Below are 24,793 nucleotides of genomic sequence, written 5' to 3'. Positions count from 1 at the left end.
GCTCGTTTCCCGGATCAAGGCTCTCGCGCGTTGCAGCACGACCCACAATTTGCTGCCGCGCCGCGCACCAGCCAACGCCATTACGGCATGGACTGGCTGCGCATCGCCGCCTTCGCGCTGCTGATCCTCTATCACATCGCCATGGCCTTCTCGCCCTGGGACTGGGTGATCAAGACCAACTATGCCTTTGGGTGGCTGATCCCGCCCATGGCGCTGCTGACGCCCTGGCGCCTGCCCCTGCTCTTCGCGGTCTCGGGCTATGCCTCGCGCAAGCTGTTCGACCGCTCGGCCGGCACGCGCGACTTCGCCCGTTCGCGTGCGGTGCGGCTGCTGGTGCCGCTCGCCTTCGGCATGGTGGCGCTGGTGCCGCTCGAGATGTGGGTGCGGGTGATGGAGAATGGCTATCCGCATGGCTATCTCCATTTCTGGGCGCTCGACTATTGGCGCGCGGGCGACTTCTGGGGCCGCGAATTCCCGAGCTGGGAGCATCTGTGGTTCGTCGCCTATCTCGCCGCCTATACGCTGCTGCTCGCCGGCGTGCTGGCGCTGGGCGGCAACCGGGCAATGCGCGCGATCGGCGCAGCGGCGGACTGGCTCGTCCGGGGACACAGGCTGCTCTGGGTGCCCGTGCTGGCGCTTGCCGCGGCGCGGCTGGCCCTGCTGTTCGTCGCGCCCGAACGCCAGGGATTGCTGCGCGACTGGGGCGGCCATGCCCAATATGTCCCGATCTTCCTGTTCGGCTTCGCCCTGGCCGGGGCGCCGCGGCTGTGGCCGGCAGTGGCGCGCAGCTGGAAACCGGCGGCCGCGATGGCGGCGCTGGCCGGCGCGGTGATCGTCACCGTCGAGCTGCTATGGCCGGGCACGCGCGTGCCCCCGCACGACGTGATGGCGCTCGACCGGGCCGCGCGCACCGCCATGGCCTGGGGCATGATCCTCGCGCTGTTCCACATCGCCGAGACCCGCTGGAACCACGACCACCGGCTGCGCAAGCCGCTCGCCGAGGCGGTGTTCCCCTTCTACATCGTCCACCATCCCGCGATCGTGCTGATCGCCTGGTATTCGCTGCCCCTGGGGTTGAGCGCGCCGGCGGAGTTCGCGCTGCTGCTCGGCGGCACCGGCGCCACTTGCGCGGCGGCCTATCTGATCGGCCGGCGCATCGCCTGGCTGCGGCCGCTGATCGGGCTGCGCCTCCGGCTGGCCAAGCCCGCCCGTTCTGCTAGGGAAGCGGCATCTGCCAGCGGAGTTGCCTGATGCGCCTTCTTCTCGTCCTCGCGGCCCTGCTCGGGTTCGCCGCGCCCGCCAATGCCTATTGGGAATATGGCCATCAGACCGTCGCCGCGATCGCCTGGCGCAACGTGACTCCGGCCACCCGCGCGAAGATCGGCCAGTTGCTCCGCCACACCGACCTGCTCAAGACCGAGGGCTGCCCGGCGACCAATATCGAGGAAGCCTCGGTCTGGGCCGATTGCATCAAGAAGCTGGGCAGCGACTGGCGCTACGCGTCGGTCTGGCATTATCAGGACGCGGACGTCTGCAAGCCGTTCGACGTGACCGCCGAGTGCAAGGACGGCAATTGCGTCTCCGCCCAGATCGAGCGCGACGTGAAGATTCTCAAGGACCGCAAGGCGCCGCAGGTCGAGCGCGTGAAGGCGCTGCTCTTCCTCGTCCATTTCGTCGGCGATATCGGCCAGCCGCTCCACGGCGCCGAGCACGACCATGACGCCGGCGGCAACAAGGCGATGGTGAGCTACGGCATCTACACCACCGACCGGCTGAACCTCCATTCGGTGTGGGACGGGCTGCTCGCCGAGCGCGCGATCACCTCGGGCCCCGACATCGTACGCACCTATAGCCGCAAGGACCGCGCCGCGCTGGGCGGCGGCACCGTCCAGGACTGGGGCAAGGACAGCTGGGAACTGGCCAGGACCGTCTATGCCGATCTCAACGGCGGCGACGCCTGCAAGCCGATCACCGGCCGCGTCGCGATCAGCGAGGCGATGATCGAGAAGTGGGTGCCCGAGGCCCGGACCCAGGTGATCAAGGGCGGCCTGCGCCTGGCCCGGCTGCTCGACGCGGCGCTGGCCTAGCGCTTCGCGGTCACGAACCCGGCAATGGCTTCGGCCAGCGCCGGGGCCACGGGGAGCGCGCCATCCGAATAGGTGGCGATGCTCGCCGCGCGGCCCTCGCCGGCCGCCATGCGCAGAACATGCGTCATGCCCGGCACGATCACCAGCTTCGCGCCAGGCCTAGCGCCGGCAAGGGCCTGCGCATCGGCAACGCCGATCTGGACATCGCGATCGCCCTGGGTGACGAGCAGCGGCAGCGCGAGCCGCGCGGCGAGACGGGCCGGATCATGGCGGAACTCGTCGATCAGGAAATCCTGCACCGCATCCGGGAAGAGCGAGGGGAGCGGCGCCGGCATCGCCGCGGCATCCGCATGCTTGCCGGCCTCGAGCGTGTCGACCAGCGCAAGCAGCGGCGCAAGCAACGGCGCATTTGCCGGATTGGCCCGGAACTGCTCGCGCATGATCGTGCCGAGGGGCCGGCCCGCGGCGCTGACCAGCACCACGCCGCAAATCCCCGCGGGCCGCTGGGCGGCGGCCAGGACCACCAGCCCGCCCTCGCTATGCCCGAGCAGCCAGATACAGGCGCGGCCGGTGCGCTTGCGCGCGGCATCGACCCAGGCGCGGACATCCGCAGCATAGTCGGTGATCGTCACGCGATTGGCATCGGCGACCGCGCCGGCACTGCCGAACATGCCGCGCTTGTCGATCCGCAGCGTGGCGACGCCGCGCCGCGCCAGCGCTTCGGCAAGCTGGCGATAGGGGCCGCCGGCCACGCCGTAGCGGTTGTTGCCGTCTCGATCGGTGGGGCCGGAACCCGGGACCAGCAGCACCAGCGGGGCGCCGGGATCGGGATCGAGCAGCGTGCCGGCGAGGTTCCCCAGCGGCCCAGGCGCAGTCACCTCGGTGCCGGCGGGAAGCGCCTGCGCGAGCGCCGACGGCACCGCGGCGCACGCGGCGAACGCCAGGATCGCCCGGCGCATCACGCGTCACCGCCCCAGCGGAAGCGCCACTCGCCGTCGGTCTTGACGGCAATGAGCCAGAGGAAGGCGGCGATCAGCGGCACCAGCAGCACCAGCCACAACCGGTCCCGGTGCATGGCGAAATTGACGATCAGCCCGACGGCCGCACCGAAGAGCAGGGTCGCCGCCCAGCCCTGCCAGGTGACCGGCTTCGCACCGAAGCCGAAGCGCTTGGGCCGGAACCAATAGCCCGGGCGGACCTGCGCCGCGTCGCGGAAAAGCCTGCCCATCATTGGAACAGCACCACCGCGATGCCGGCGAGCAGCCCCGCCCCGGCGATCGTGAGGACGAAGGGCAGCCGCGCGCGGCGGACATGCATGGCAAGGAACATCTGCTTTCTCCTCCAGTCTTCGACGCGAACCGCGCGCCGGGCGCGCCCGAACCTGTCCGTTCCCGCAAGGGTCCATGCCGGCCAGGTGCCGGGACCCACCGGCATTGGCCGGCGAGACGGACTCGTCATTCCCCGCCTTCCTGCACCTTGGGCGGGCGCCCGCGCTTGGGCCGCACCGGCTCCGCCAGCTTCACGCCGCGCCGCGCCAGCGCCTCGCGCAACAGGCATTCGACCTGGGCGTTGACGCTCCTCAGGTCGCTCGCCGCCGAGCGCTCGATCGCCGCGTGCAGGGCAGGATCGAGACGCAAGGGAAAGGCTTTCTTTAGCGGCGGCTGGGACACGGGTTACGCCTCGCGCATCACTGATAGAGCGAGCCCGTGTTGACCACCGGCTGGGTATCGCGCTCGCCGCACAGCACCACCATCAGGTTCGAGACCATCGCCGCGCGGCGCTCGTCGTCGAGATCGACCACCTGCTTGGCGGAAAGCTGGGCGAGCGCCATCTCGACCATGCCCACCGCGCCCTCGACCAAGGTCTGGCGGGCGGCGACCACCGCCTGCGCCTGCTGGCGGCGGAGCATCGCGCCGGCAATCTCCTGCGCATAGGCCAGGTGCGTGAATCCGCATTCGTCGACGGTGATGCCGGCGACGCGCAGGCGGGCGATCAGTTCCTCGCGCAGTTCCGAACCGACCTGGTCGTGATTGCCGCGCAACGTGACTTCCTGATGCTCGAAATCGTCATAGGGATAGCGCGAGCCGATCGTGCGCACCGCCGCCTCGATCTGGACGTTCACGAACGCCTTGTAGTCGTCCACGTCGAACAGCGCCTGCGCGGTGTCGGTCACCCGCCACACCACCTGCGCCGCCATTTCGATCGGATTGCCGCGCAGGTCGTTCACCTTGATGCGCTCCGAAATGATGTTGTTGGCGCGCACCGAAACCTTCTTCTTGCTCATCCAGGGCCAGGTCCAGCGCAGGCCCGTGGTGCGGTCCGTGCCCCGATAGTCGCCGAACAGCGTGATCACCGCCGCCTGGTTGGGCTGGAGCAGGTAGAAGCCGCAGAGCACGAACAGCTCGACCAGGATCGAGACCAGCAGCCAGGAAATCACGATCCAGTCCACCATCCGGTCGATCTGGGTCAGCGCCCCCACCGTGGCGGCAAGCGCGACGAGCAGCACGAGAAGCATGCCATAGCCGCTCATGGTGATTGCGGTCTTCTCGCTGCTCTGGCGCAGTGCCGGAGCGGCGCTACGAACGTCGGTCATCATTACCTCCCGAAATTATGATATCGTATTTATATCGTTTCGGAGCGCGTCGCAAGACGGAATCGCGCGCCGTTCAGGCAAGGCTCATCCGGGCGACGCGACGATCCGCCGATCTCGATCGGGGGAAATCGATGCGACTGCTCCTGCCCGCCCTTTGCGTGGCCCTGCTGCTGCCCGCCGCACCGGCCCTGGCGCAGCCCGCCACCGCGGCGATCCCGCACGAAGCGGATGCGGCGCTGGCCGCCACCGTCTCTCCCAAGGGCTCCGGCGCCACCGTGCTGATCGCGCGCGGCGACACGATCCTCTATCGGCGCGCGCGCGGCATGGCGGAGGCCGAGCTCGGCATGCCGATGGCACCGGACCAGATCTTCCGGATCGCCTCGATCACCAAGAGCTTCACCGCCGCGCTGATCGTGCAGATGGCCGAGCGTGGCGAAGTGGCGCTCGATGCACCGGCGGCGCGCTACCTGCCCGAGCTGCCGCTCGATCCGCGCATCACGCTGCGCCAGTTGCTCAGCCATACTGCCGGGATCGCAGAGAATGACGCCACGCCCCAGCCGCCCTTCGGCCCGGGCGAAGTCCCGCTGGCGCAACAGGTCGCGCGGATCGCGGCGCGTCCGCTGCGCTCCGCTCCGGGCAGCGAGCAGCGCTATTCCAACTCGGGCTATATGCTGCTCGGCGCCGTGATCGAGAAAGTGACCGGCCAGTCCTGGGACGAGGCGATGCGCACGCGCCTGTTCGTGCCGCTCGGGCTCGCCGACACCGCCTATGACCGCCGGGACGCGATCGTGGCGCGGCGCGTCGCGGGATACACGCTGGCCGAAGGGCAGCTCCGCAACGCCGCCGCCTTCAACATGTCGCTCCCCAAGACCGCGGGATCGCTGCGATCCTCGGCAGCGGACCTGATGCGCTGGATGCGGGCACTGGCGCATGGCCGGGTGGTGAGCGCGGCCGGCTTCGCCCAGATGGCACAGCCCGCGCTTGCCGGCGTGCCGCTGCAACAGCGCTACGGGCTCGGCCTCTATATCTGGCAGATCCGCGGACAGACGGCGATCGGGCATACCGGCCAGATCGACGGCTTCGCCTCCGCGCTGCTCTATCTGCCCGTGTCGGACACGGTGATCGTGGTGCTCGCGAACAACGACACGTTCGATGCGCAGACGCTCGCCCGGCGCATGGCGGCGATCGCCCTGGGCAAGCCCTATCCGCTGCCGGGCGCCGGGCGGGCCCTGCCGCCGGAGGCGGCCGCGCTGGCCGGGACCTATGGCAGCGATCCGGCGACGTCGCGCACCCTGGCGTTCGCGGGAGGCCGCCTCACCCTCGTACGCGAGGGTCGCCCGGCGATCCCCCTCATGCTCGACGCGCGGGGCGACATCCGCTTCGTGCCCGACGAGATCAGCTATTTCACTCCGGTCCGCGACGCGGCCGGCAAGGTGATCCGGCTCGATTATTTCGCCAAGGGCGAGGACCCGGCATTGGCGCTGGAACGGGTGAACTAGCGCCAGGCACGAAAAAGCCGCCGGAGCTTCCCCCGGCGGCCCCTTTCCCAAAGCGCGAACGCCCTAGCTGATGACGATCGTCACCGCTCGGCGGTTCTGCGCCCAGCTGGCATCGTCCGAGCCCAGCGCGATCGGGCGCTCCTTGCCATAGCTGATCGTGGTGATCCGCGCGGGCGAGATGCCGCGCGAGGCAAGATAGTTCTTGGCCGCATTGGCACGGCGATCGCCCAGCGCGAGATTATATTCGCGGGTGCCGCGCTCGTCGCAATGCCCCTCGATCGTGATCCGGGTGTTCGGGTGGCTGTTCAGCCACTGTGCCTGGCTGTCCAGGATCGCCCGCGCCTCGGGATCGATGTCATATTGATCGAACGCGAAATGCACGGTGTCGCTCGACACTTCGCGGCGGAACTGCTCGTTGATCGGCGCCGCGACCGTGTCGCTGTCGCCCTCGCCCGGATTGACCGGGCCGGTCTCCGACGGCGCGGGCGGAATCGTGTTCGCATCGCGCTTCTTGGCGCAGCCCGCGGTGGCGAGCAGCGCGACGCCGAGCACCAGGCCGGTCGTGATCTTGGACATGGTCTTTTCTCCTTTTCTCATCGCACCCGGTCCGCTTGCCAGGGCCTTAGCACGAATGCCGTTACGTTTCAGGGACGAATCGGTCCCCAACTGGGATCCGACCCGTCGAGCGGCGTGGGAATCCGCCGCGCGTTGGTGCCGGTGAGGTCGACCGACCACAGGTCCGGCCGGCCCGAGCCCTGGGCCGAGCGGAAGAACATCAGCACGCGGCCATTGGGCGACCAGCTCGGCGCCTCGTCGCCCCAGCTGTTGGTAAGCAGCTTCTCGCCGCCGCCGCCCGGGTTCATCACGCCGATCCGGAACGCGCCGCCGCCGGTGCGGGTGAAGGCGATCAGATCGCCGCGCGGGCTCCACACCGGCGTGGCATAGCGCCCGCCGCCGAAGCTGATCCGGTGCTGGTTCGAGCCGTCCGCGTTCATCACATAGAGCTGCTGCGTGCCGCTGCGATCGCTCTCGAACACGATCTTCGAGCCGTCGGGCGAATAGCTGCCGCCGGTATCGATGCCCGGCGAGTTGGTGAGCCGCTGCGGCTCGCCGCCGGCCGATGCGATGCGGTAGATGTCGGTATTGCCGGCCTGCGCCATCGAGAACAGCACATGGCGCCCGTCCGGCGAGAAGCGCGGCGCGAAGCTGAGGCTGACGTTGGAGACGAGCAGCCGGTTCTCGCGCGTCCCCATGTCGTAGACATAGATGGCCGGCTTGCGCTGCGTGTAGCTCATATAGACGATCGCGTTCTGCTTCGGGCTCATGCGCGGCGTGAGCACGATCGACTGGCCGTTGGTCAGGAAGCGGTGGTTGGCCCCGTCCTGGTCCATGATCGCCAGCTGTTTGCGGCGCTTGTTCTTCGGGCCGGTCTCCGCGACGTACACCACCTGGCTGTCGAAATACGGCCCTTCGCCGGTGAGCTTCGAATAGACCGCGTCGGCGCATTTGTGCGCGGCGCGGCGCCAGTCGGCCGGCGAGACGACGAAGCCCTGGCGGACCAGCTCGCTCTGCAGCAGCACGTCGTAGAGATAGCAGCCCACGGTGAGCGAGCCGTTGCCGTTGGCGCGGACATAGCCCTGGATGATCGCCTGGTTGCCGTTCCAGCTGCCGTAATTGGGCGCGGTGACTTCGCTATAGGCGATGCCGCGGCTGGCCGAGGGCCCGCGCGTCTTGAACAGGCCGGTGTTGCGCAGATCGTCCTCGACCACCTGGGCGAGCTTCGCCCCGAGCTGGTCGGTGGGGCCGGCGGGCGTGGACACGTTCTCGGAAGTGGGCATCGCCGGAATCGCGATGACCAGGTCCTTGGCGGCAGTGTTGGTCACGTCGACGCTGAGCGGCTGGTCCTGCGCCTGGGGCGGCTGCTGCTGCGGAGCGGGCGCCGGCACGTCCTGCGCCTGCGCGACGGTGGCGGCGGTGCTCGCCAGCAGGGCCGCGATCGTCAGATGGGCAAATTTCATCTTCACAGGTCCTCGTACAAAACCGGGGCTATGACTTTCCACGCATCATAGAATTGCGCGGGCAGCTTGAAGGGAGCGGCAAGCTTCACCGCGCGGATCGCCCGATCCTTGGCGAGATCGGCCTGGGCGCGGTTGCTGTCGGTGATGCCCGTCTGCGTCACTTGCGGCTCGCTGGCGAGCGAGCCGTCCTGGTTGAGCCTGACGGTCACCTTGGTGCGCAGCTTGTCCGAATCGGCGCCGCTGGGCGGGGCCCAGTGCGGGCGGATCTGGCGGATGATCGCGGCGCTCAACGCAGCCTTGACCTCGGGCCCGGCAGTTGCGGCCGGCGGCGTGACCGATGCGCTCTTGCTCGGCTTGTCGTTGATGCCGTTGAGCAGGCCATCGAGCCGGCCGGTCGGCGCGACGGGGCGCTGGGCCGGGCGCGACGGCGCCTGGGCCGGGGCGGCCTTGGGTGGCGCCTTCGGCGCGGGCTTCACGGCATCGGGCGCGGGCACCGGCTTGGGCGGCGTCGGTTGCGGCTTGGCGATCGGCTGCGGATTGGGCGCCGGCTCGGGCGGGGCGCTATCCGGCTCGATCGGTGCTTCCACCGGCGCGAGCCTGGCGGCCGGCGCCTCGCTGGTCGGGTTGGGCGAGGTGCTTTCCAGCGCGACCTGATCGACCAGCGCCACCTCGATCGGCGTCGGCTTCAGCTTCAGGGGATTGGGCGTGGCGAGGAAGCCGACCGACAACAGGCCGAAGAGCACGACATGCCCCAGCACCGCAACCGTCAGTCCCGCACCCTCGGCCCGGTTCATCACGGCTTGGCGCTCGCGTCGGTGATCAGCGAGACGCGGTTGAGCCCGGCATGGTTGAGCTCGCCCATCACCTTCATGACCTTGCCATAGCCCAGGCCCTGGTCGGCGCGCAGGAACACCGCCGCCGGCTTGCCGTCCGGCCCCGGCGCACGGCCGGCGATCTCCTCGAGCTTGCCGGGCAGCGCGGCGTCCGACGTCAGTTCGTTGTCGACGAAGATCTGGCCCTTGTCGTCGATCGCGATCTGGACGGGCTTCTGATCCTGGTCGAGCGCCTTGGCGCGGCTCTCGGGCAGGTTCACCGGCACGCCGGCGGTGAGCAGGGGTGCCGTCACCATGAAGATGATCAGCAGCACCAGCATCACGTCGACCAGCGGCGTGACGTTGATCTCCGCCATGGGCTGGCGGCGGCCGCGGCCCTTGTTCGAGGGGAGGTGCATCGCCATCGGCTCAGGCCTCCATCTCCAGGCGGCGGCTCAGCGTCGCGTGGAAGCCGTCGGCGAAGCGGTTGAGCCGCGCCTCGACCCGGTTCACGCCGTGCGAGTAGCGGTTGTACGCGATCACCGCCGGAATGGCGGCGAACAGGCCGATCGCCGTGGCGAACAGCGCCTCGGCGATGCCCGGCGCGACCACGGCGAGCGATGAGCTCTGCTCCTTGGCGATACCGGTGAAGCTGCGCATGATGCCCCAGACCGTGCCGAACAGGCCGACGAACGGCGCGACCGAACCGACCGTGGCGAGGAAGTTGAGGCGATCGGCGAGCTTGTCGATCTCCTGCGCGATCGTGGCGCCCATCGCGGTGGCCAGGCGCTCGCGCGTGCCCTCGCGGTCGATCGCCTTGCCGCTGGTCGAGCGGCGCCATTCGGTGACGCCGGCGGCGAAGACGCGGGCGATCGGCTGGTCGCGGCCGGCGGCGCGGCGATGGAACTCGTCGATGTCGTCGGCTTCGCGATATTCCGCCTCGAACCGGTCGATCGCCTTCTTCACTGCGCTCACCTTGAAGCCGAACGACAGGATGATCGCCCAGGTCCAGAGCGACGCGAGCAGCAGGCCGATCATCACGGCGCGCACCACCCAGTCCGCCTGCAGGAACAGGCCGATCGGCGACATGGTGGCGGCGTCGGTGCTGATGAATTCCATGATCGGTTCAGTTCCCCTTGAAGAGCAGCGGTGTGAAACGCTCCATCCACGCCGCCGGCTGGCGGCGCGGACGGCCGGACGGGGCGACGAACACCGCATCGATCTCCGCTTCGGCCACTATGGTAACGTCGCGCATGACTCGTTGATGAATGTCCACTGCGGCGGGGCGCAGCCGGACCAGCCGGCTGACCACCACCAGTTCGTCGCCCAGGCGCGCCGGCGCCCGGTAGCGAATGTTCGCCTCGCGCAGCGCATAGGCGCCCTCGCCCGCTTCGTGCGCCGCGCGCTGATCGATGCCGGCAAGCGCCAGCATATCCGAGCGGGCCCGCTCCATGAACCTGAGATAGTTGGCGTGATAGACCACGCCGCTCAGGTCGGTGTCCTCGAAATAGACACGCAGGACGAAATGATGCTCGAGGCCCGCGAAGCGGCCAGGGGCGAAGGATACGTCCATGGCCGGCCACCTAACCCAGCGATTCCGCCGGGGGAACCCCTCACCTCAGTCGAACAGCCCTTCCTGCGCGGTGGACGGCGGCGTGAGGCCCAGATGCTTCCACCCCGCCGCGTTGAGACAGCGCCCCCGCGCCGTGCGCGCGATCATCCCGATCTGGATCAGATAGGGCTCGATCACTTCCTCGATCGTGTCGCGCGGCTCGCTGAGCCCGGCCGCCAGCGTCTCCACGCCCACCGGGCCGCCCTTGTAGATGTCGGCGATCATGGTGAGGTAGCGCCGGTCCATCGCGTCGAGCCCGAGCGCATCGACTTCGAGCCGGGTGAGCGACTGGTCCGCCACCCGGGCATGCACGGTCTCCTCGCCCAGCACATTGGCGAAGTCGCGCACCCGGCGGAGCAGCCGCCCGGCGATGCGCGGCGTGCCGCGCGAGCGCCGCGCGATCTCGTGTGCGCCATCGGGCGCGACATGCAGGTCGAGCAGCCGGGCGGCGCGGGCGACCACGCGCTCCAGCTCGTCGACCGCGTAGAAATTCAGGCGTACCGGGATGCCGAACCGATCCCGGAGCGGCTGGGTGAGCAGCCCCTGGCGGGTGGTCGCACCGACCAGGGTGAAGCGCGGCAGGTCGATCCGCACGCTGCGCGCCGACGGCCCTTCGCCGATCATGAGATCCAGCGCGCGATCCTCCATCGCCGGATAGAGGACTTCCTCGACCGCGGGATTGAGCCGGTGGATCTCGTCGATGAAGAGGACGTCGCCATCCTCGAGATTGGTGAGCAGGGCCGCGAGATCGCCCGACTTGGCGATCACCGGGCCCGACGTGGCACGGAAGCCGACGCCCATCTCGCGCGCGATGATCTGGGCGAGCGTGGTCTTGCCCAGCCCCGGCGGGCCGAAGAACAGGACATGGTCCAGCGCCTCGCCGCGCGAGCGGGCGGCATCGATGAACACGCGCAGATTCTCGCGCGCCGCCCGCTGGCCGACAAACTCGTCGAGGCTCTTGGGGCGCAGCGCGGCGTCGACATCGTCGATGCGGCGCGCGGAGGAGAGGAGGCGATCGGAATCCGTCATGCTGCCGTCCAAAGCTCGCAATATCCCTCGCCGGTCAACACCTCGATTGCGTGGAAGCGCCGCCGGAGATAGCGAAGGGCATCTTCGGGGAAAGCTGCGCGCGCCTGCGCCAGGTTCGCATCCTCCGGCAAGCCGGGAAGATAGACGGCCACGCTGCGCTCGCCCAGATAATGCCGCGCACGCACCGGCGCGGCGGGATCGCCGAAGAAATAATCGAGGAAGTTATAGTCCTGCACGAGCTCGCCGTGATCGAACATCATGTCGCGCCCATGCGCGATGCGGAAGGGCGCGCCCAGGTCGCCCGCCTCGAACGTCACGAACGCCGACGGCGGCTCGCCCGGCGCGGTCCAGCTGCGATCGCCCTGCCAGCCGGGGACGAAAGGATGATCGACCCCGTTCACCCCAATACCCCGCTCAGCAGCGCCGGATGGAAGCTCCAGCCCAGAAACCCGCACAGCCCCATGAACAGCCCGAAGGCGCCAAAGGCCCAGGCGGCCCAGAGCAGCCAGCCGCTTTCCACCAGCGCGGCGACGGCGGCGATCGAGATGGCGGTGGCGACCGACGCGTCGCTCGCATCGAACTGGTCGTCATGCACGTTCAGCGCATCGTAGAGATCGCTCCGCGCCTTCGCCTCGGCGGCCAGACCCGGCGCCTCCGCCTTGTATTTCGCGATGTCGCGGTCGAGCCCCGCAAGCACCGGCGCGGCGCGCCCGGGATCGGCCAGCAGGGCGATCTGGAGGCGGCTCGCCTCGGCGACGTGCAGCTTGGTCTTGGCCGCCTGATACTGGTTCCACTTGTCGACCGAATCGGACTGGGCCTGCTGCATCGCCTGGACAATGTTGCCGTCCTTGATCCCGCACACCCCCATGAACACCGAAAGCACCACCACCGTGATCGCCACATTCCGGTTGAGCGACTTGTCCTTGGCCTCGGCACTGACTTCGATTTCCATGGCTCCCGACCTATTCCTCTCGCGGCGACGCGGCTAGAGCAGGGACATGGCCGGCCCGGACCTGCTGCTCGCAACGCCCATTCCCGCGCCGCTGCGCGCGGCGCTCGCCGAACGCTTCACGCTGCACGAAGGCGATCCTCCCCCCGGTATCCGCGCCGTGGTGGGCGGCGGCGCAATGAAGATCGATGCCGCCCTGCTCGCCCGCCTGCCCGCGCTGGAGATCGTCGCGATCCACGGCGTTGGCCATGACCGGCTCGATCTGGACGCTCTCGATGCCCGCGGCATCTGCGTCACCACCACGGCGGGCGCCTTGACCGAGGACGTCGCCGACCAGGCGATCGCGCTGATGCTGGCGGTGCAGCGGCGCGTGGCGGCGAACGACGCGCTGGTGCGCGGCGGGGGCTGGGCCGCGCCGCTCGGCCGCCGGGCCAGCGGGCGCCGCATCGGCATTTTCGGGTTGGGCCGGATCGGCCATGCGATTGCGCTGCGTGCCGCGCCCTTTGCCGGCGCGCTGCTCTATTGCGCCCGCGCCGAAAAGCCGGTGCCGTGGCACTTCGTGCCCGACATCGCCGCGCTGGCCGAAGCGAGCGAGGTACTGATCCTCGCCGCACCGGGCGGACCGGAAACCGATCGCATCGTCGATGCCGGGGTGCTCGACCGGCTGGGTCCCGACGGCGTGCTGATCAACATCGCCCGCGGCAGCCTGGTCGACCAGGACGCGCTGATCGCGGCGCTGGCGGAGCAGCGCATCGCCGGCGCGGGGCTCGACGTGTTCGCGCAGGAACCGAACGTGCCCGAGGCGTTGCGCACGCGCGATACCGTCGTGCTCGCCCCGCACCAGGGCAGCGCGACCGGGGAAGGCCGCGCCGAGATGCGCGACCTGGTGCTCGCCAATCTCGATGCGCATTTCGCGGGGCGCCCCCTGCCGACGCCCCTGATCCGACCGGTCAGCCATGACGCTCGACCGGGCCGGTGATCTCCAGCCAGGTGCATTGCCGCTCCTCCCACACCGACACGGTCGGCGCCGGGAAGCCGGGGTCCGCGAAATGGCCGACGGGGATCGCGATCGTGTCGGGAATGCCGCCGCCGCTATACCAGACATTGCCGCCGCAGATCGGGCAGAAGTGAAAGCTGGCCGGCAGCCCGCCACTCTCCGACGCTGCGATCCATTCGGTCGACCGGCCGGTGATCGCCACCTGCCCCACCGGAAAGCGCGCCTGCACCGCGAAGGCCGATCCGCTGCGCCGCTTGCAGTTCAGGCAATGGCAGACCGAGATGCGCACCGGCTCGCCCACGCATTCGGCGCGGAGCTGGCCGCAGCGGCAGGCAGCGGTTCGGCTCGTCATTTCGCCGCCTTGCGCAGCGCCAGCCGCACCAGCGCATCCAGCGTCGCACCGGCGCCCAGTTCGTCGGCGGCGGCATTGACCGCGGCGCTCGCCTCGGCCGGCTTGAACCCCAGGTTGAGCATCGCCGAGATCGCATCCTGCGCAGCGCCACCCGCCGCTGCCACGCCCGGGGCGCCGCCGCTGCCGAGCGCCACGCCGCCGGCCTTGTCCTTGAGTTCGTTGACGATGCGCTGGGCAAGCTTGGGCCCCACCCCATTCGCCCGCGCGATCATCGCCGAATCGGCACGCGCCACGGCAGTCTGCACTTCCTCGGGCGACAGGATCGAGAGGATCGCGAGCGCCACCTTGGCACCGACGCCCTGCACGCTGGTGAGCAGGCGGAACCAGTCGCGCTCGCTCGCGGTGGCGAAACCCATCAGCCGGATCGAATCCTCGCTCACCAGCATCTCGGTGTGGAGCGTGACCAATCCGCCGGTGGCGCCGAGTGCGGTGATCGTCCTGCCCGACGCGCCGGCGAGATAGCCGACGCCGTTCACGTCGATCACGACATGGTCGAGCCCCGTCGCCTCCAGCCGGCCCTTCAGGTGCGCGATCATGCCCGGTCCTCCGCGCGGAAGCATATGGCGTCGAGGCCCCCTCCCCATTCCCCGCGCCGCGCACGGCATCGGGCGAATGGCAGCCAGGCGGAACAGGAGCGGAGGCGCGCGCGCATGCCCGGTACATAAGCAGAACAAGCAGGCCTAGGAAAGCGAAATCACCCGCCCCGCTGGCACGTTGCCGCGCGGTTCCCCAATTCGAGCGGGGAAACGGGGGCAGAAATGATCGTCGCGCTGGCCGCCTAGCGCAACCCGAAGCGGGCGCTTGCCAGATGGTGGGCGTGGCAGATGGCGACCGCCAGCGCATCGGCGGCGTCGGGCCCGGCGATCTTCACGCCAGGCAGCAGCACCTGCACCATCGCGTGCACCTGCGCCTTCTCGGCATTGCCCATGCCGACCACCGACTTCTTGACCGTGCTCGGCTTGTACTCGCCGACATCGATGCCGGTCCGCGCCGCCGCACACAGCACCACACCGCGGGCCTGGCCGAGCTTGAGCGTCGACTGGGCGTTGGAATTGACGAATACCTCTTCCACCGCCGCCGCCTCGGGGCCGTGATCGGCGATCAGCGCGGCCAGCATGGCGTCGAGATGCGCGAGGCGGCGCGGGAGCGGCGCCTGGGTATCGGTCTTCAGCCGCCCGTTGGCGAGGTGCGACAGGCGATTACCCTCCGCACGGATCAGCCCCCAGCCGGTGGTGCCGAGGCCGGGGTCGAGGCCGAGGATGATCATTTCCGGCGCGCGCAACGGCGCGCCGGCGCGACGGTGGGGAAGGAAGGAGATCGGTTCGCGCAGAGGCGCGGAGGCGCGGAGGGACTCCCCGGCCGCGACGGCGGCAATCTGCCAGCCGGTGCCATTCGCCGCCTGCGCGAGAGCGTTCCCGCGCCGCGCGCAACGACCGAAATCCCCGCGCCTTCGTGCCCTTGCGCAAACGACATGCTTCGCTCGTCGCCTCGTCGCGTCGTTGCGCGATCCCGAATCAGCCCAGCTTCTCCATCACGTCGTCCGAGACTTCGTAATTCCCCCACACCGTCTGGACGTCGTCGTCGTCGTCGAGCGCATCGATCAGCTTGAACAGCTTGGCCGCGTCCTCCTCGCCGACATCGACCATGGTCTGGGGCCGCCAGGCGAGCTTGGCGCCCTCGGCCTCGCCCAGCACCGGCTCCAGCGCCTTGGCGACTTCGTGAAGCGCGTCCTGCGCGGTCCAGATCTCATGGCCGTCCTCGGAGCTGGCCACGTCCTCTGCCCCCGCCTCGAGCGCGGCCTCGAACACCTTCTCGGCGTCGCCGGCCTTGGCCGGATAGTTGATCAGGCCCATCCGGTCGAAGCCATGGCTTACCGAGCCGGCGGTGCCGAGATTGCCGCCATTCTTGGAGACCGCGGTGCGCACATTGGTGGCGGTGCGGTTGCGATTGTCGGTCAGCGCCTCGATGATCAGCGAGACGCCGCCCGGACCGAAGCCCTCGTAGCGGATCTCTTCGTAATTCTCGCCGTCGCCCTTGCTCGCCTTGTCGATCGAGCGCTGGATATTGTCCTTGGGCATCGACTGCGCCTTGGCCGCGGCGATCGCGGCGCGCAGGCGCGGGTTCATGTCGGGATCGGGCAAGCCCATCTTGGCGGCGACAGTGATTTCGCGGCTGAGCTTGGAGAACATGCTCGAGCGCTTCTTATCCTGCGCGCCCTTGCGGTGCATGATGTTCTTGAACTTGGAATGGCCTGCCATTGCGCTCTCGTATGAAACTGATCGCGCGGCTTTAGGCCAGGCGCGGGGCCATGGGCAATGCTTGCCCGAACATCGTCACCCGGCGGCCCCGGATCCGGGCCGGGACGCCGGGGACGACGACAACCCTAGATACCGAGCGCCTGCTTGTAGGTTTCGAGCAGCATCTCCGCCTCGTCGCGGTGATGCTTTTCCATCTTCCGCAGGCGGACGATCGAGCGCATCGTCTTCACGTCGAAGCCGGTCGCCTTGGCTTCGGCATAGACGTCCTTGATATCGTCGGCGATGCCCTTCTTCTCTTCCTCGAGCCGCTCGATCCGCTCGATGAGAAGGCGCAGTTGCTCGGCGGAAATCGAATCGGACAAGGTGGAAGCTCCTGGAAGAATCTGGTTCGGAAAGGGGCGCGATTATCGGAGCGGGCGGCTCCGCTCAACCCCCAACCGCGCCGAGCCGAGGCAGGCCCGTCACGCGCAGAAAGCGCAGGTCGACGATGCGGCCATTGGTGCTGCGCAGCTCCGTCACCCTGCCCCGCGCATCGCGGCGGAAGCGGACCGTGCCGGTGACCGTGTCGGTATCGAAGGAATCGCGCTCGCGATATTTTTCGGGCGGCTGGCTGATCCGGCTCTCCCAGCCCGGCCCCAGGATCCAGAGCGCGCCGTTGCGCCGCGCGACCGTCACCAGAACGGCGAGCTCGGGGCTGTAATAGGTGCCGAGATAGTCGGTCATGCGCGCGGGCGTGAGTGCCGTCGCCGGCTGCCGGACATAGCGCGTCGCCACCAGGAGGCCGCCGGGGCCGTCGATCGTCAGCGTCCGCGCCGGCACCTCGCCCGAAAAGCGGATGGCGACCGGCGCGCCCTTCATGCCGAAGGCGCCCGCGCCGTGAGGGATCATCGGGTCGAAGCCCTGCATCCAGAGCCTGCCTTCGCGCGCCTCGATCAGGAAGCCGGTGCCGAGCCGATCGCGATAATTGCCGGCAAGGCGCAGCAGTTCGGCAGGGGCCAGCGCGACTTCGGGGCGCGGGGCGGGATCGGCGGGAGCCTCGCCCAGATAGAGATCGGCGATCCCGCGTGCGAGCGGCGCCGGATCCTCCCCCTCGACATTGCAGATCAGCGCGACCGACAGGCGCCGCTCCGGCAGCATCAGGAAATGGCCGACGAATCCGGGATCGATGCCGCTGTGCCCGACGATCGGCGCGCCGCGATGGCGCCCGATATGGAGCCCGCCGCCATAGCCGGTGACGGGATCGGCCTTCAGCATCTCCGCGATCACCGCCTTCGTGCCCACGACCGGCTCGGCGAAGTTGCGCGCCCAGCGGGCGAGGTCGGCCGCGGTGGAGCGGATACCGGTCGAGCCATAGGTGGCATAGGGGAGGAAGCGGCGCTCCGGCGCGCCTTCCTTCCCGCCGGGCGCATAGGGCATCGCCTGGCCGGCGCGCATGCGGTGATAGTCGTCGACGACATAGCTATGGTCCATGCCGAGCGGCCGGAACACGCGCTCCGCGAGGAAGTCGGCAAAGGACTTGCCGGAGACGCGCTCGACCACCAGCGCGAGCAGCGTGTAGTTCGAGTTGGAATAGCCGAAGGCGGTGCCGGGCGCGAAGTTGAGCTCGCGCTGGCCGAAGATCACCCGCAATGCGTCCTGCTGGGCAATGCTGTCCTCGCCGCGCCGGCCCTGCAGCCAGAACAGGCTCAGCTGGTCGCGCAGCCCGCTGCTGTGGTGCATGAGATGGGCGAGCGTGATCGGCCGCGCGAAGCGGTGCAGCTCGGGGACATATTTGCGCACGTCGTCGTCGAGCGCGAGCCTGCCCTCCGCCTGGAGGAGCAGCACCGCGAAGGCAGTGAACTGCTTGGAGAGCGAGGCGATGTGGAAGGCCGTGTCGGGCGTGTTGGCGATGCCCGCCTCGACATTGGCGGCGCCATAGCCGCGGGCATGGAGCAGCAGTCCGTCGCGTGCGACCGACACGGCGCATCCCGGCGCGTCCGGCTTGCTCCACGGAGCGAGCAGCTTGTCGACCTCGCCCGCGGGATCGGCGGCGCGCGCCGATACGATGCCGGGGACCAGGAGGAGCGAGCAGGCAAGGAGCCGAGCGAGACGTCGCATACCCATCGACTACAAGTGTAATCGCGATCTCGCAATCGACCCGCCCCGGCTCCGTCGCGACACGGTCCGCTTCCGTCGATTACCCGCGAATTGCCCCTGGCGGCCGGTGCGGTTATCTGCCGGCCATGCCCCTTTCCCGCCGAATCGCGCTTTTCGCCGCCGCCATGCTCGCTCTCCTGCCGGCCACCGCGCCCGCGCAGAACCGGCCGCCGGCCCCAGTTCCGGCAAAGCCCGCCGCGCCGGTCCAGCTTCCGCCCGCCATGCGGGTGCCGGCCCATCTCCGCCCCGCGCCGATCCCGGCGGACAAGGCGCCCTTCGCCGCCGAGATCGCCGCGTTCGAGGCGCGCGACGCCATCACCAGGCCGGCAAAGGGCGGGGTGCTGTTCCTCGGCAGCTCGAGCATCCGGATGTGGCCCGACCTCGCGCGCGAGTTCCCCGGCCACAATGTGGTCAATCGCGGCTTCGGCGGCTCCACGATTCCCGACAGCGTCCGCTATGCCGATCGGATCGTGACGCCCCACGCACCGAAGACGATCGTCTTCTATGCCGGCGACAACGACCTGGAGGCCGGGCACACGCCCGAGGAAGTTCTCTCCGATTTCCAGGCACTGGTGACCAAGGTGCATTTCAGGCTGCCCGGCACCCGCATCCTGTTCATCGCGATCAAGCCCAGCCCGTCGCGCTGGCGGCTGATCGACGGAATCCGCGAGGCCAACACGCTGGTGCGCGACTATGTCGCGACCGACCGGCGGCTCGGCTATGTCGACATCTTCCCCGCGATGCTGGGACCGGACGGCAAGCCGCGCCCCGAACTCTATCGCGAGGACGGCCTGCACATGACTCGCGCCGGCTACGACATCTGGCGCGCGGCGGTAGCGAAGGCGATGAAGTGGAAGCTCTCTCCGGCCCCGGCCGCGAATCCGGCCCGGCCGGCGGTCAGCGCCCCGGCTCGGTCATCGCGGGCGGATCGCTAGCCGGGAAGCTCTCGTCGAGCGCTTCGTCCAGCGCTTCGTTCCGCTTCACGCTCGCTTCCATCCGCGCGATCTGCTCGGGCGTGGCTTCGCCCTGGTGGCGCGCCTTCCATTCCGGGAACGGCATGCCGTAGACGATATGGCGCGCCTCGTCCCTGGCGATCGACGGATCGGCCTCGACGATCCAGTCGGCCAGGCAGTTGCGGCAAAAGCCCGCCAGGCCCATCAGATCGATGTTCTGCACGTCGGTGCGATGGCGGAGATGGCGGACCAGGCTGCGGAACGCCTTGGCGGCGGTAGCGTCATCCAGCTGGTCGAGTTCGTCCATTATCACACCTCCACGGTTGATCCTCCGGGATATGAGGCTAGAGGCACCGAGGCACAAGCCGAGGATATGACAACGATGACAAAGGCAATCAGCCCCCGCACGCGCAAGGTTCGCATCCTCGCCACGCTCGGCCCCGCCAGCGCGACGCCCGAGATGATCGCCAAGCTGTTCGAAGCCGGCGCCGACGCGTTCCGGATCAACATGAGCCATGGCGACCAGGCATCGAAGGTGCCGCTGTTCGAGGCGATTCGCGGGCTCGAGCAGAAATATGGCCGCCCGACCACGATCCTGGCCGACCTTCAGGGCCCGAAGCTGCGCGTCGGCAAGTTCGCCGACGGCAAGGTGCAGCTGGTCACCGGCCACGAGTTCATCCTCGATCGCGACAAGACGCCCGGCGACGCCACCCGCGTCGAGCTGCCGCACCGCGAGATCTTCGAGGCGGCGCACGAGAATGCCCGCCTGCTGCTCGACGACGGCAAGCTGGTGCTGCGCGTCGTCTCGGTCGCGCCCGACCGGCTGACCACGATCGTCGAGGTGGGCGGTCCGCTGTCGAACAACAAGGGCCTGAACGTGCCCGACATGGTGCTGCCGCTCGCCGCGCTCACCGAGAAGGACCGCAGCGACCTCGCCTTCGCCGTCGAGCAGGGCGCCGACTGGATCGCGCTCAGCTTCGTCCAGCGCCCCGAGGACCTGATGGAGGCCCGCCGCCTGATCGGCGGCAAGGCGGCGCTGCTCGCCAAGATCGAGAAGCCTTCGGCCATCGCGCGGCTCGACGAGATCGTGGAGCAGTGCGACGGCGTGATGGTCGCGCGCGGCGACCTGGGCGTCGAGCTGCCGCCGCAGACCGTGCCGCCGCTCCAGAAGCGCATCGTCGAGACCGCGCGCCGCCTGGGCCGCCCGGTGATCGTCGCCACCCAGATGCTCGAATCGATGATCGAGAGCCCGTCGCCGACGCGCGCCGAAGTCTCGGACGTCGCCACGGCAGTCTATGACGGTGCCGATGCGATCATGCTCTCGGCCGAGAGCGCCGCCGGCAAATGGCCGGTCGAATCGGTTTCGATGATGAACTCGATCGCCGACGCCGTGGAGCGCGACCCCGCGCATGGCGACCGCGTCCACTTCACCGTGACGCGCCCCGACCCCACTACCGCCGACGCGCTGGCCGAGGCCGCGAAGAACATCGCGCGCACCGTCTCCGCCTCCGGCATCACCTGCTTCACCAGCTCGGGCTCGACCGCGCGGCGAATCGCGCGCGAGCGCCCCTCGGTGCCGATCCTGGTGCTCACCCCCAAGATCGAGACGGCGCGCCGGCTCGGCCTGCTCTGGGGCACGCACGCGGTCCACACCCGCGACGTCGATTCGTTCGAGGAGATGGTCGCCAAGTCGAAGCGGATGGCGCTGCGCCACCACATCGCCGCGGCGGGCGACCGCGTCGTGCTGTGCGCCGGCGTACCCTTCCGGACGCCCGGCTCGACCAACGTGCTGCACGTGGTGACGCTGGTCGGCGACGAGTTGAAGAACCATCCGGGCCGCGAAGGGCCGGACGCGATCTGATCCAGACCGATTCCCCTCCCGTCGCGGGAGGGGAGTCTAGAGCAGCCCCAGGCCTTCGAGATCCGCCCGCAGCTTCGCCGCCCCGGTGAAGTGCAAGGCGTGGATTCCGGCGTCCGCCGCCGCGACGACATTGGGCAGGCTGTCGTCGATGAACACCGCGTCCGGCCCCTCCAGGCCGAATCGGCGCAGCGCGAGCGCGTAGATCGCGGGATCGGGCTTCACCAGCTTCTCGTCGCCCGAGACGACGATGTCGCGGAAGCGATCGAACAGCGCGGCTTCGCGCGCGCGGAACGGCGGCCAGAACTCGCCGGAGAAATTGGTGATCGCGAAGAGCGGCACGCCGGCGGCATCGAGCGCCTCGACGAGCGCGGTCATGCCGGGAATCGCCGGCCCCAGCGTTTCGTTGAAGCGCGGCGCCCAGGCGGCGATCAGCGCCGCATGTTCGGGAAAGCGGGCACGCAACTCCGCCGAGGTTTCCGCGAACGGACGCCCCGCATCGTGCTGGAAATGCCATTCCCTGGTGACGACGTTCGCCAGAAACGCTTCGAGCGCCCGATCGTCCTCGATCAGGCGCTCGTAGAGGAACCGAGGTTCCCAGTCGAACAGCACCTTCCCGACATCGAAGATGACGGCATGGGGCTGGACCACGCGAATCAGCCCTGGCGGGCCTTGAAACGCTTCTGGGTCTTGTTGATGACGTAGATGCGCCCACGACGGCGGATCACGCGGTTGTCGCGATGCCGATCCTTGAGCGACTTCAATGAATTCACGATCTTCATGACCGATTCGCTTCTCAAACTATAGGAATGCCGGAAAGAGGGGCTCGCCTAGTGGCCGACGCCCGCCAAGTCAAGGCAGGAGTCGCCCCGCAACGCTGCGGAACCGACTCGACCTGATTCGTGTTGGAGGGCAAAACCGAGACGTTCCGTCCGCGAAACAGGAGTTCCTCGCGTGAAGAAGCCGCTCAGCATCGCCCTGCTCGCCGCGCTGGGAGCCTGCGCCCCCAGCTATCGCCCCCAGCCGATCGACGTCACCCGCTATCATCTGGGCGCGCCGATCGAGCGCACCACCGTCGCGGTCGAGCCGATGGCCAACACCGATTCGTTCGGCCCCGAATATCAGACCTATGCCGATGCGGTGCGCGCCGAGCTGGAGCGGCTGGGCTATGTCCAGTCGGTGAGCAGCACGCCTTCGGGCTATATCGCGGCGGTCGGCTTCCGCCGCACGAGCAAGGGGGCATTCAAGGAACCGCCGCCGGTCAGCATCGGCCTGGGCGCCGGCAGCTTCAGCGGCGGGCGCCGCGGCGGCGTGGGCGTCGGCGGCGATGTCGGCTTCGGCATCGGCGGCAAGACGCGCGAGCTGTATCAGACCGAGCTGTGGGTGCAGCTGCGCCGCCGCAGCGACAACACCACCGTTTGGGAAGGCCGGGCGCAGAGCGGCAGCGTGAGCGGCACCGATCCGGACCAGCCCGGCGCCGCGGCCGCGCGCATGGCCAAGGCACTCTTCAAGGACTTCCCCGGCGAGTCCGGCATCACTATCACGGTGAAATGACCATCCAGATCAATTCCGGCTTCGATTCCGGCAACATCCGCCTCGTGGGGATCGAGGGCGACCGCGTCGACCTCGAGATCGTCACCGATCACCTCTCGGACTTCTACCAGTGGTTTCACTTCCGCGTGGCCGGAGCGAAGGGACGCACCCTCACCTTCCGCCTGCTGAACGCGGGCGGAGCCGCCTATGCGTTCGGCTGGCCGGGCTACAAGGCCCGCTGGTCGACCGACCGCGAAGCGTGGCGCACGGCCGAATCGAGCTATGCCGACGGCGTGCTGAGCTTCACCAAGGCGATCGACACCGACCTGGTCTGGTTCGCCTATTTCGCGCCCTATTCGATGGAGCGGCACCACGACCTGGTCAGCCGCATCGCGCTGATGCCGGGCGTGTCGCACCGCGAGCTGGGCAAGACGCTCGACGGCCAGCCGATGGACCTGCTGACGCTCGGCACCGGGCCGAAGACGGTGTGGCTCTATGCGCGCCAGCATCCGGGCGAGACCATGGCCGAATGGTGGATGGAAGGCGCCCTCGAATTCCTGACCGACCCGACCAACGCGACGGCGCGGGACCTGCGCGAGAAGGCCGTGTTCCACATCGTGCCCAACATGAATCCGGACGGTTCGCGCCGCGGGCATCTGCGCACCAACGCCGCCGGCATCAACCTCAACCGCGAATGGCATGCTCCGACGATGGAGAAGAGCCCCGAGGTGTTCCTGGTCCGCGCGGCGATGGACGAGACCGGCGTCGACTTCGCGATCGACGTGCATGGCGACGAGGCGATCCCCGCCAATTTCCTCGCCGGCTTCGAAGGCATCGCCTCCTGGACGGATGCGCATGGCGAGAAATTCTACGAATATGCCCGCCGCCTCGCCCGGACGACGCCCGATTTCCAGCTCGACCTGGGCTATGAGAAATCGGCGCCGGGCCAGGCCAATCTCTCGATGTCGACCAACCAGCTCGCCGAGCGTTTCGGCGCGGTCTCGATGACGCTGGAAATGCCGTTCAAGGATCACGAGGCCAACGCCGATCCGGAATTCGCCTGGTCGCCCGCGCGCTGCAAGACGCTGGCGCATGCCTGCCTTGAGACTTTGGCAGGATTTATCGACGAGATCTGACCGGGAACGAAAACGACAAAGAGGGGTCGAACATGGAAATCCGCGAGGGCGGGCTCGACGATGCGCGGGTCCGCGGGCTGCTGGAGCAGCATTTCGCCGGGATGCTGGCCAATTCGCCGAAGGACAGCACCCATTTCCTCGACTTCTCCGGCCTCGCCGCGCCCGACGTGACCTTCTGGACCGTGTGGGACGGCGAGGACCTGCTGGGCTGCGGCGCGCTGCGCGAGCTCGATCCGGAGCATGGCGAGATCAAGTCGATGCGCACCGCGTCGGAGCATCTGCGCCGCGGCACCGGCGCCAAGCTGGTCGGGCATATCCTGAGCACCGCCCGCTCGCGGGGCTATCGGCGCGTGAGCCTGGAAACGGGATCGGGCGATTCCTTCGATGCCGCCCATGCGCTCTACCGCCAGTTCGGCTTCACCGAATGCGGGCCGTTCGGCGACTATCGCGAGGATCCGTTCAGCCGCTTCCTGTCGCGGGTGGTCTGAAGGATCAGTGCAGCACCAGCCGGGCGACCGGCAGGGCCGGCGTGACATAGGCCGTCCGCTCCGCCTCGATCGCCTCGACATGGGCGAGGCGATTGTGGAGCGCACCCGGATCGGGGAGCAGCGGCACTTTCGCAGCGCCGCCGCGGCGCGGGCGGGCCGGCGGCATCGCGCGGCGGGCGTCTTCGGCCATCGGGGTGAAGCGCGGCGCTTCGGCAGCGATCTCGGTCAGCAGCCTGGTCGCCTGCCTGCCAATCTGGCGGATGCGTTCCCTGGTCACGCCGGTTGCGCGCGAGACCTCGTCGAGCGTGGCGCCGTCGAAGACGCGGCGCGCGACGATCTCGCGGTCGCGGCTCAGCTTGGCTTCGAGCTTCTCCAGCTCGGCGGGGTCGATGCCATGGGTGGCCGAGCGCAGGCGCGGCCCCT

32 protein-coding genes are annotated in these 24,793 nt (G+C 69.0%); 9 read left to right on the top strand and 23 right to left on the bottom strand.

Going from position 1 to position 24,793, the window contains the following annotated elements; all coding sequences use genetic code 11:
* Positions 1-30 precede the first annotated feature (30 nt).
* Both BGP17_RS07920 and BGP17_RS07915 read left to right on the top strand, forming a co-directional pair.
* On the top strand, positions 31-1,251 hold the full coding sequence (locus BGP17_RS07920; RefSeq protein ID WP_286711595.1) for an acyltransferase family protein: 1,221 nt from the start codon (positions 31-33) through the stop codon (positions 1,249-1,251).
* The gene (locus BGP17_RS07915; RefSeq protein ID WP_167301232.1) at positions 1,251-2,087 is read left to right on the top strand and encodes a S1/P1 nuclease; all 837 of its coding nucleotides are present in this window, start codon (positions 1,251-1,253) and stop codon (positions 2,085-2,087) included. The genes BGP17_RS07920 and BGP17_RS07915 overlap by 1 nt, the downstream gene beginning before the upstream one ends.
* Here BGP17_RS07915 and BGP17_RS07910 read toward each other — a convergent pair.
* The 4 genes from BGP17_RS07910 to BGP17_RS07895 form a co-directional block, all read right to left on the bottom strand.
* Positions 2,084-3,046 (bottom strand): alpha/beta hydrolase, encoded by a 963-nt coding sequence (locus BGP17_RS07910; RefSeq protein WP_286711594.1) that lies wholly within the window; start codon positions 3,044-3,046, stop codon positions 2,084-2,086. The genes BGP17_RS07915 and BGP17_RS07910 overlap by 4 nt on opposite strands.
* On the bottom strand, positions 3,046-3,318 hold the full coding sequence (locus BGP17_RS07905; protein WP_286711593.1) for a hypothetical protein: 273 nt from the start codon (positions 3,316-3,318) through the stop codon (positions 3,046-3,048). The genes BGP17_RS07910 and BGP17_RS07905 overlap by 1 nt, the downstream gene beginning before the upstream one ends.
* A 223-nt stretch (positions 3,319-3,541) precedes the next feature.
* Positions 3,542-3,757 (bottom strand): type II toxin-antitoxin system antitoxin, encoded by a 216-nt coding sequence (locus BGP17_RS07900; RefSeq protein WP_167301230.1) that lies wholly within the window; start codon positions 3,755-3,757, stop codon positions 3,542-3,544.
* A gap of 17 nt (positions 3,758-3,774) precedes the next feature.
* The gene (locus tag BGP17_RS07895) at positions 3,775-4,680 is read right to left on the bottom strand and encodes an SPFH domain-containing protein (protein ID WP_167301229.1); all 906 of its coding nucleotides are present in this window, start codon (positions 4,678-4,680) and stop codon (positions 3,775-3,777) included.
* A gap of 131 nt (positions 4,681-4,811) precedes the next feature.
* Here BGP17_RS07895 and BGP17_RS07890 point away from each other — a divergent pair, with 131 nt between their 5' ends.
* Positions 4,812-6,179: a serine hydrolase domain-containing protein gene (locus BGP17_RS07890; RefSeq protein WP_286711592.1), complete on the top strand. Its 1,368-nt coding sequence runs from the start codon at positions 4,812-4,814 to the stop codon at positions 6,177-6,179.
* A 63-nt stretch (positions 6,180-6,242) separates the two neighbouring features.
* Here BGP17_RS07890 and pal read toward each other — a convergent pair whose 3' ends face one another.
* The 9 genes from pal to BGP17_RS07845 all read right to left on the bottom strand — a co-directional run bounded on the left by pal (position 6,243) and on the right by BGP17_RS07845 (position 12,602).
* On the bottom strand, positions 6,243-6,755 hold the full coding sequence (gene pal, locus BGP17_RS07885; RefSeq protein ID WP_167301227.1) for a peptidoglycan-associated lipoprotein Pal: 513 nt from the start codon (positions 6,753-6,755) through the stop codon (positions 6,243-6,245).
* Between the two features lie 68 nt (positions 6,756-6,823).
* Complete coding sequence (tolB, locus tag BGP17_RS07880) at positions 6,824-8,197, bottom strand: Tol-Pal system beta propeller repeat protein TolB (RefSeq protein ID WP_167301226.1); 1,374 nt, start codon at positions 8,195-8,197, stop codon at positions 6,824-6,826.
* 2 nt (positions 8,198-8,199) lie between these two features.
* Positions 8,200-8,991: a cell envelope integrity protein TolA gene (gene tolA / locus BGP17_RS07875; protein ID WP_286711591.1), complete on the bottom strand. Its 792-nt coding sequence runs from the start codon at positions 8,989-8,991 to the stop codon at positions 8,200-8,202.
* Entirely contained in the window at positions 8,991-9,434 is a 444-nt protein-coding gene (tolR, locus tag BGP17_RS07870; RefSeq protein ID WP_167301224.1) for a protein TolR, read from the bottom strand. Before tolR ends, tolA begins: the two co-directional genes overlap by 1 nt.
* Before the next feature lie 4 nt (positions 9,435-9,438).
* A complete protein-coding gene (gene tolQ / locus BGP17_RS07865) occupies positions 9,439-10,128 on the bottom strand; it encodes a protein TolQ (protein ID WP_167301223.1) in 690 nt (229 codons plus the stop codon).
* A 7-nt stretch (positions 10,129-10,135) separates the two neighbouring features.
* Entirely contained in the window at positions 10,136-10,582 is a 447-nt protein-coding gene (locus BGP17_RS07860; RefSeq protein ID WP_286711590.1) for a YbgC/FadM family acyl-CoA thioesterase, read from the bottom strand.
* 45 nt (positions 10,583-10,627) lie between these two features.
* On the bottom strand, positions 10,628-11,650 hold the full coding sequence (gene ruvB / locus BGP17_RS07855) for a Holliday junction branch migration DNA helicase RuvB (RefSeq protein WP_167301221.1): 1,023 nt from the start codon (positions 11,648-11,650) through the stop codon (positions 10,628-10,630).
* Positions 11,647-12,051 (bottom strand): hypothetical protein, encoded by a 405-nt coding sequence (locus tag BGP17_RS07850; RefSeq protein ID WP_286711589.1) that lies wholly within the window; start codon positions 12,049-12,051, stop codon positions 11,647-11,649. Before BGP17_RS07850 ends, ruvB begins: the two co-directional genes overlap by 4 nt.
* A complete protein-coding gene (locus BGP17_RS07845) occupies positions 12,048-12,602 on the bottom strand; it encodes a DUF4337 domain-containing protein (RefSeq protein WP_286711588.1) in 555 nt (184 codons plus the stop codon). Before BGP17_RS07845 ends, BGP17_RS07850 begins: the two co-directional genes overlap by 4 nt.
* A gap of 46 nt (positions 12,603-12,648) precedes the next feature.
* Here BGP17_RS07845 and BGP17_RS07840 point away from each other — a divergent pair, with 46 nt between their 5' ends.
* Positions 12,649-13,578, top strand: a complete 930-nt coding sequence (locus BGP17_RS07840; RefSeq protein WP_167301218.1) for a 2-hydroxyacid dehydrogenase — start codon at positions 12,649-12,651, stop codon at positions 13,576-13,578.
* Here BGP17_RS07840 and BGP17_RS07835 read toward each other — a convergent pair.
* The 6 genes from BGP17_RS07835 to BGP17_RS07810 all read right to left on the bottom strand — a co-directional run bounded on the left by BGP17_RS07835 (position 13,550) and on the right by BGP17_RS07810 (position 18,369).
* Positions 13,550-13,948, bottom strand: coding sequence for a GFA family protein (locus BGP17_RS07835; RefSeq protein WP_286711587.1), 399 nt, complete (start codon positions 13,946-13,948; stop codon positions 13,550-13,552). The two genes, BGP17_RS07840 and BGP17_RS07835, sit on opposite strands and share 29 nt — an antisense overlap.
* Positions 13,945-14,544, bottom strand: a complete 600-nt coding sequence (ruvA, locus tag BGP17_RS07830) for a Holliday junction branch migration protein RuvA (RefSeq protein ID WP_167301216.1) — start codon at positions 14,542-14,544, stop codon at positions 13,945-13,947. The genes BGP17_RS07835 and ruvA overlap by 4 nt, the downstream gene beginning before the upstream one ends.
* A 242-nt stretch (positions 14,545-14,786) precedes the next feature.
* Entirely contained in the window at positions 14,787-15,275 is a 489-nt protein-coding gene (gene ruvC / locus BGP17_RS07825; protein WP_167301215.1) for a crossover junction endodeoxyribonuclease RuvC, read from the bottom strand.
* Between the two features lie 247 nt (positions 15,276-15,522).
* The gene (locus BGP17_RS07820; protein WP_167301214.1) at positions 15,523-16,266 is read right to left on the bottom strand and encodes a YebC/PmpR family DNA-binding transcriptional regulator; all 744 of its coding nucleotides are present in this window, start codon (positions 16,264-16,266) and stop codon (positions 15,523-15,525) included.
* 125 nt (positions 16,267-16,391) lie between these two features.
* Positions 16,392-16,628 (bottom strand): DUF2312 domain-containing protein, encoded by a 237-nt coding sequence (locus BGP17_RS07815; RefSeq protein ID WP_167301213.1) that lies wholly within the window; start codon positions 16,626-16,628, stop codon positions 16,392-16,394.
* A gap of 64 nt (positions 16,629-16,692) precedes the next feature.
* The gene (locus BGP17_RS07810) at positions 16,693-18,369 is read right to left on the bottom strand and encodes a serine hydrolase domain-containing protein (RefSeq protein ID WP_286711586.1); all 1,677 of its coding nucleotides are present in this window, start codon (positions 18,367-18,369) and stop codon (positions 16,693-16,695) included.
* A gap of 158 nt (positions 18,370-18,527) precedes the next feature.
* Here BGP17_RS07810 and BGP17_RS07805 point away from each other — a divergent pair, with 158 nt between their 5' ends.
* On the top strand, positions 18,528-19,337 hold the full coding sequence (locus BGP17_RS07805; RefSeq protein ID WP_286711585.1) for an SGNH/GDSL hydrolase family protein: 810 nt from the start codon (positions 18,528-18,530) through the stop codon (positions 19,335-19,337).
* On the opposite strand, the gene BGP17_RS07800 is transcribed toward BGP17_RS07805, so the two are convergent.
* Complete coding sequence (locus BGP17_RS07800; protein WP_167301210.1) at positions 19,300-19,662, bottom strand: DUF1244 domain-containing protein; 363 nt, start codon at positions 19,660-19,662, stop codon at positions 19,300-19,302. The two genes, BGP17_RS07805 and BGP17_RS07800, sit on opposite strands and share 38 nt — an antisense overlap.
* A gap of 75 nt (positions 19,663-19,737) precedes the next feature.
* Here BGP17_RS07800 and pyk point away from each other — a divergent pair, with 75 nt between their 5' ends.
* Positions 19,738-21,216: a pyruvate kinase gene (gene pyk / locus BGP17_RS07795; RefSeq protein ID WP_167301209.1), complete on the top strand. Its 1,479-nt coding sequence runs from the start codon at positions 19,738-19,740 to the stop codon at positions 21,214-21,216.
* Between the two features lie 36 nt (positions 21,217-21,252).
* Here pyk and BGP17_RS07790 read toward each other — a convergent pair whose 3' ends face one another.
* The gene (locus BGP17_RS07790; RefSeq protein ID WP_167301208.1) at positions 21,253-21,864 is read right to left on the bottom strand and encodes an HAD family hydrolase; all 612 of its coding nucleotides are present in this window, start codon (positions 21,862-21,864) and stop codon (positions 21,253-21,255) included.
* A 5-nt stretch (positions 21,865-21,869) separates the two neighbouring features.
* Positions 21,870-21,995 carry a type B 50S ribosomal protein L36 gene (gene ykgO, locus BGP17_RS07785; protein WP_086130464.1) on the bottom strand — a complete coding sequence of 42 codons (126 nt, stop codon included), beginning with the start codon at positions 21,993-21,995 and terminating at the stop codon, positions 21,870-21,872.
* Positions 21,996-22,167: 172 nt separating this feature from the next.
* Here ykgO and BGP17_RS07780 point away from each other — a divergent pair, with 172 nt between their 5' ends.
* Genes BGP17_RS07780 through BGP17_RS07770 form a run of 3 tightly spaced genes read left to right on the top strand, consistent with a single transcriptional unit; the run spans position 22,168 to position 24,370 of the window.
* Positions 22,168-22,767 carry a DUF4136 domain-containing protein gene (locus tag BGP17_RS07780; RefSeq protein WP_167301207.1) on the top strand — a complete coding sequence of 200 codons (600 nt, stop codon included), beginning with the start codon at positions 22,168-22,170 and terminating at the stop codon, positions 22,765-22,767.
* Positions 22,764-23,882 (top strand): M14 family metallopeptidase, encoded by a 1,119-nt coding sequence (locus BGP17_RS07775; protein ID WP_286711584.1) that lies wholly within the window; start codon positions 22,764-22,766, stop codon positions 23,880-23,882. Before BGP17_RS07780 ends, BGP17_RS07775 begins: the two co-directional genes overlap by 4 nt.
* 32 nt (positions 23,883-23,914) lie before the next feature.
* Entirely contained in the window at positions 23,915-24,370 is a 456-nt protein-coding gene (locus BGP17_RS07770; RefSeq protein WP_286711583.1) for a GNAT family N-acetyltransferase, read from the top strand.
* A 4-nt stretch (positions 24,371-24,374) separates the two neighbouring features.
* On the opposite strand, the gene BGP17_RS07765 is transcribed toward BGP17_RS07770, so the two are convergent.
* Positions 24,375-24,793, bottom strand: a 419-nt coding sequence (locus BGP17_RS07765; protein ID WP_286711582.1) for a sigma factor-like helix-turn-helix DNA-binding protein, incomplete at its 5' end; no start/stop codon positions are given.

The sequence above is a fragment of the Sphingomonas sp. 67-41 genome (assembly GCF_001899725.1).
Classification (GTDB): Bacteria; Pseudomonadota; Alphaproteobacteria; order Sphingomonadales; family Sphingomonadaceae; genus Sphingomonas; species Sphingomonas leidyi.
This window is presented reverse-complemented; position numbering and strand designations above follow the sequence as displayed.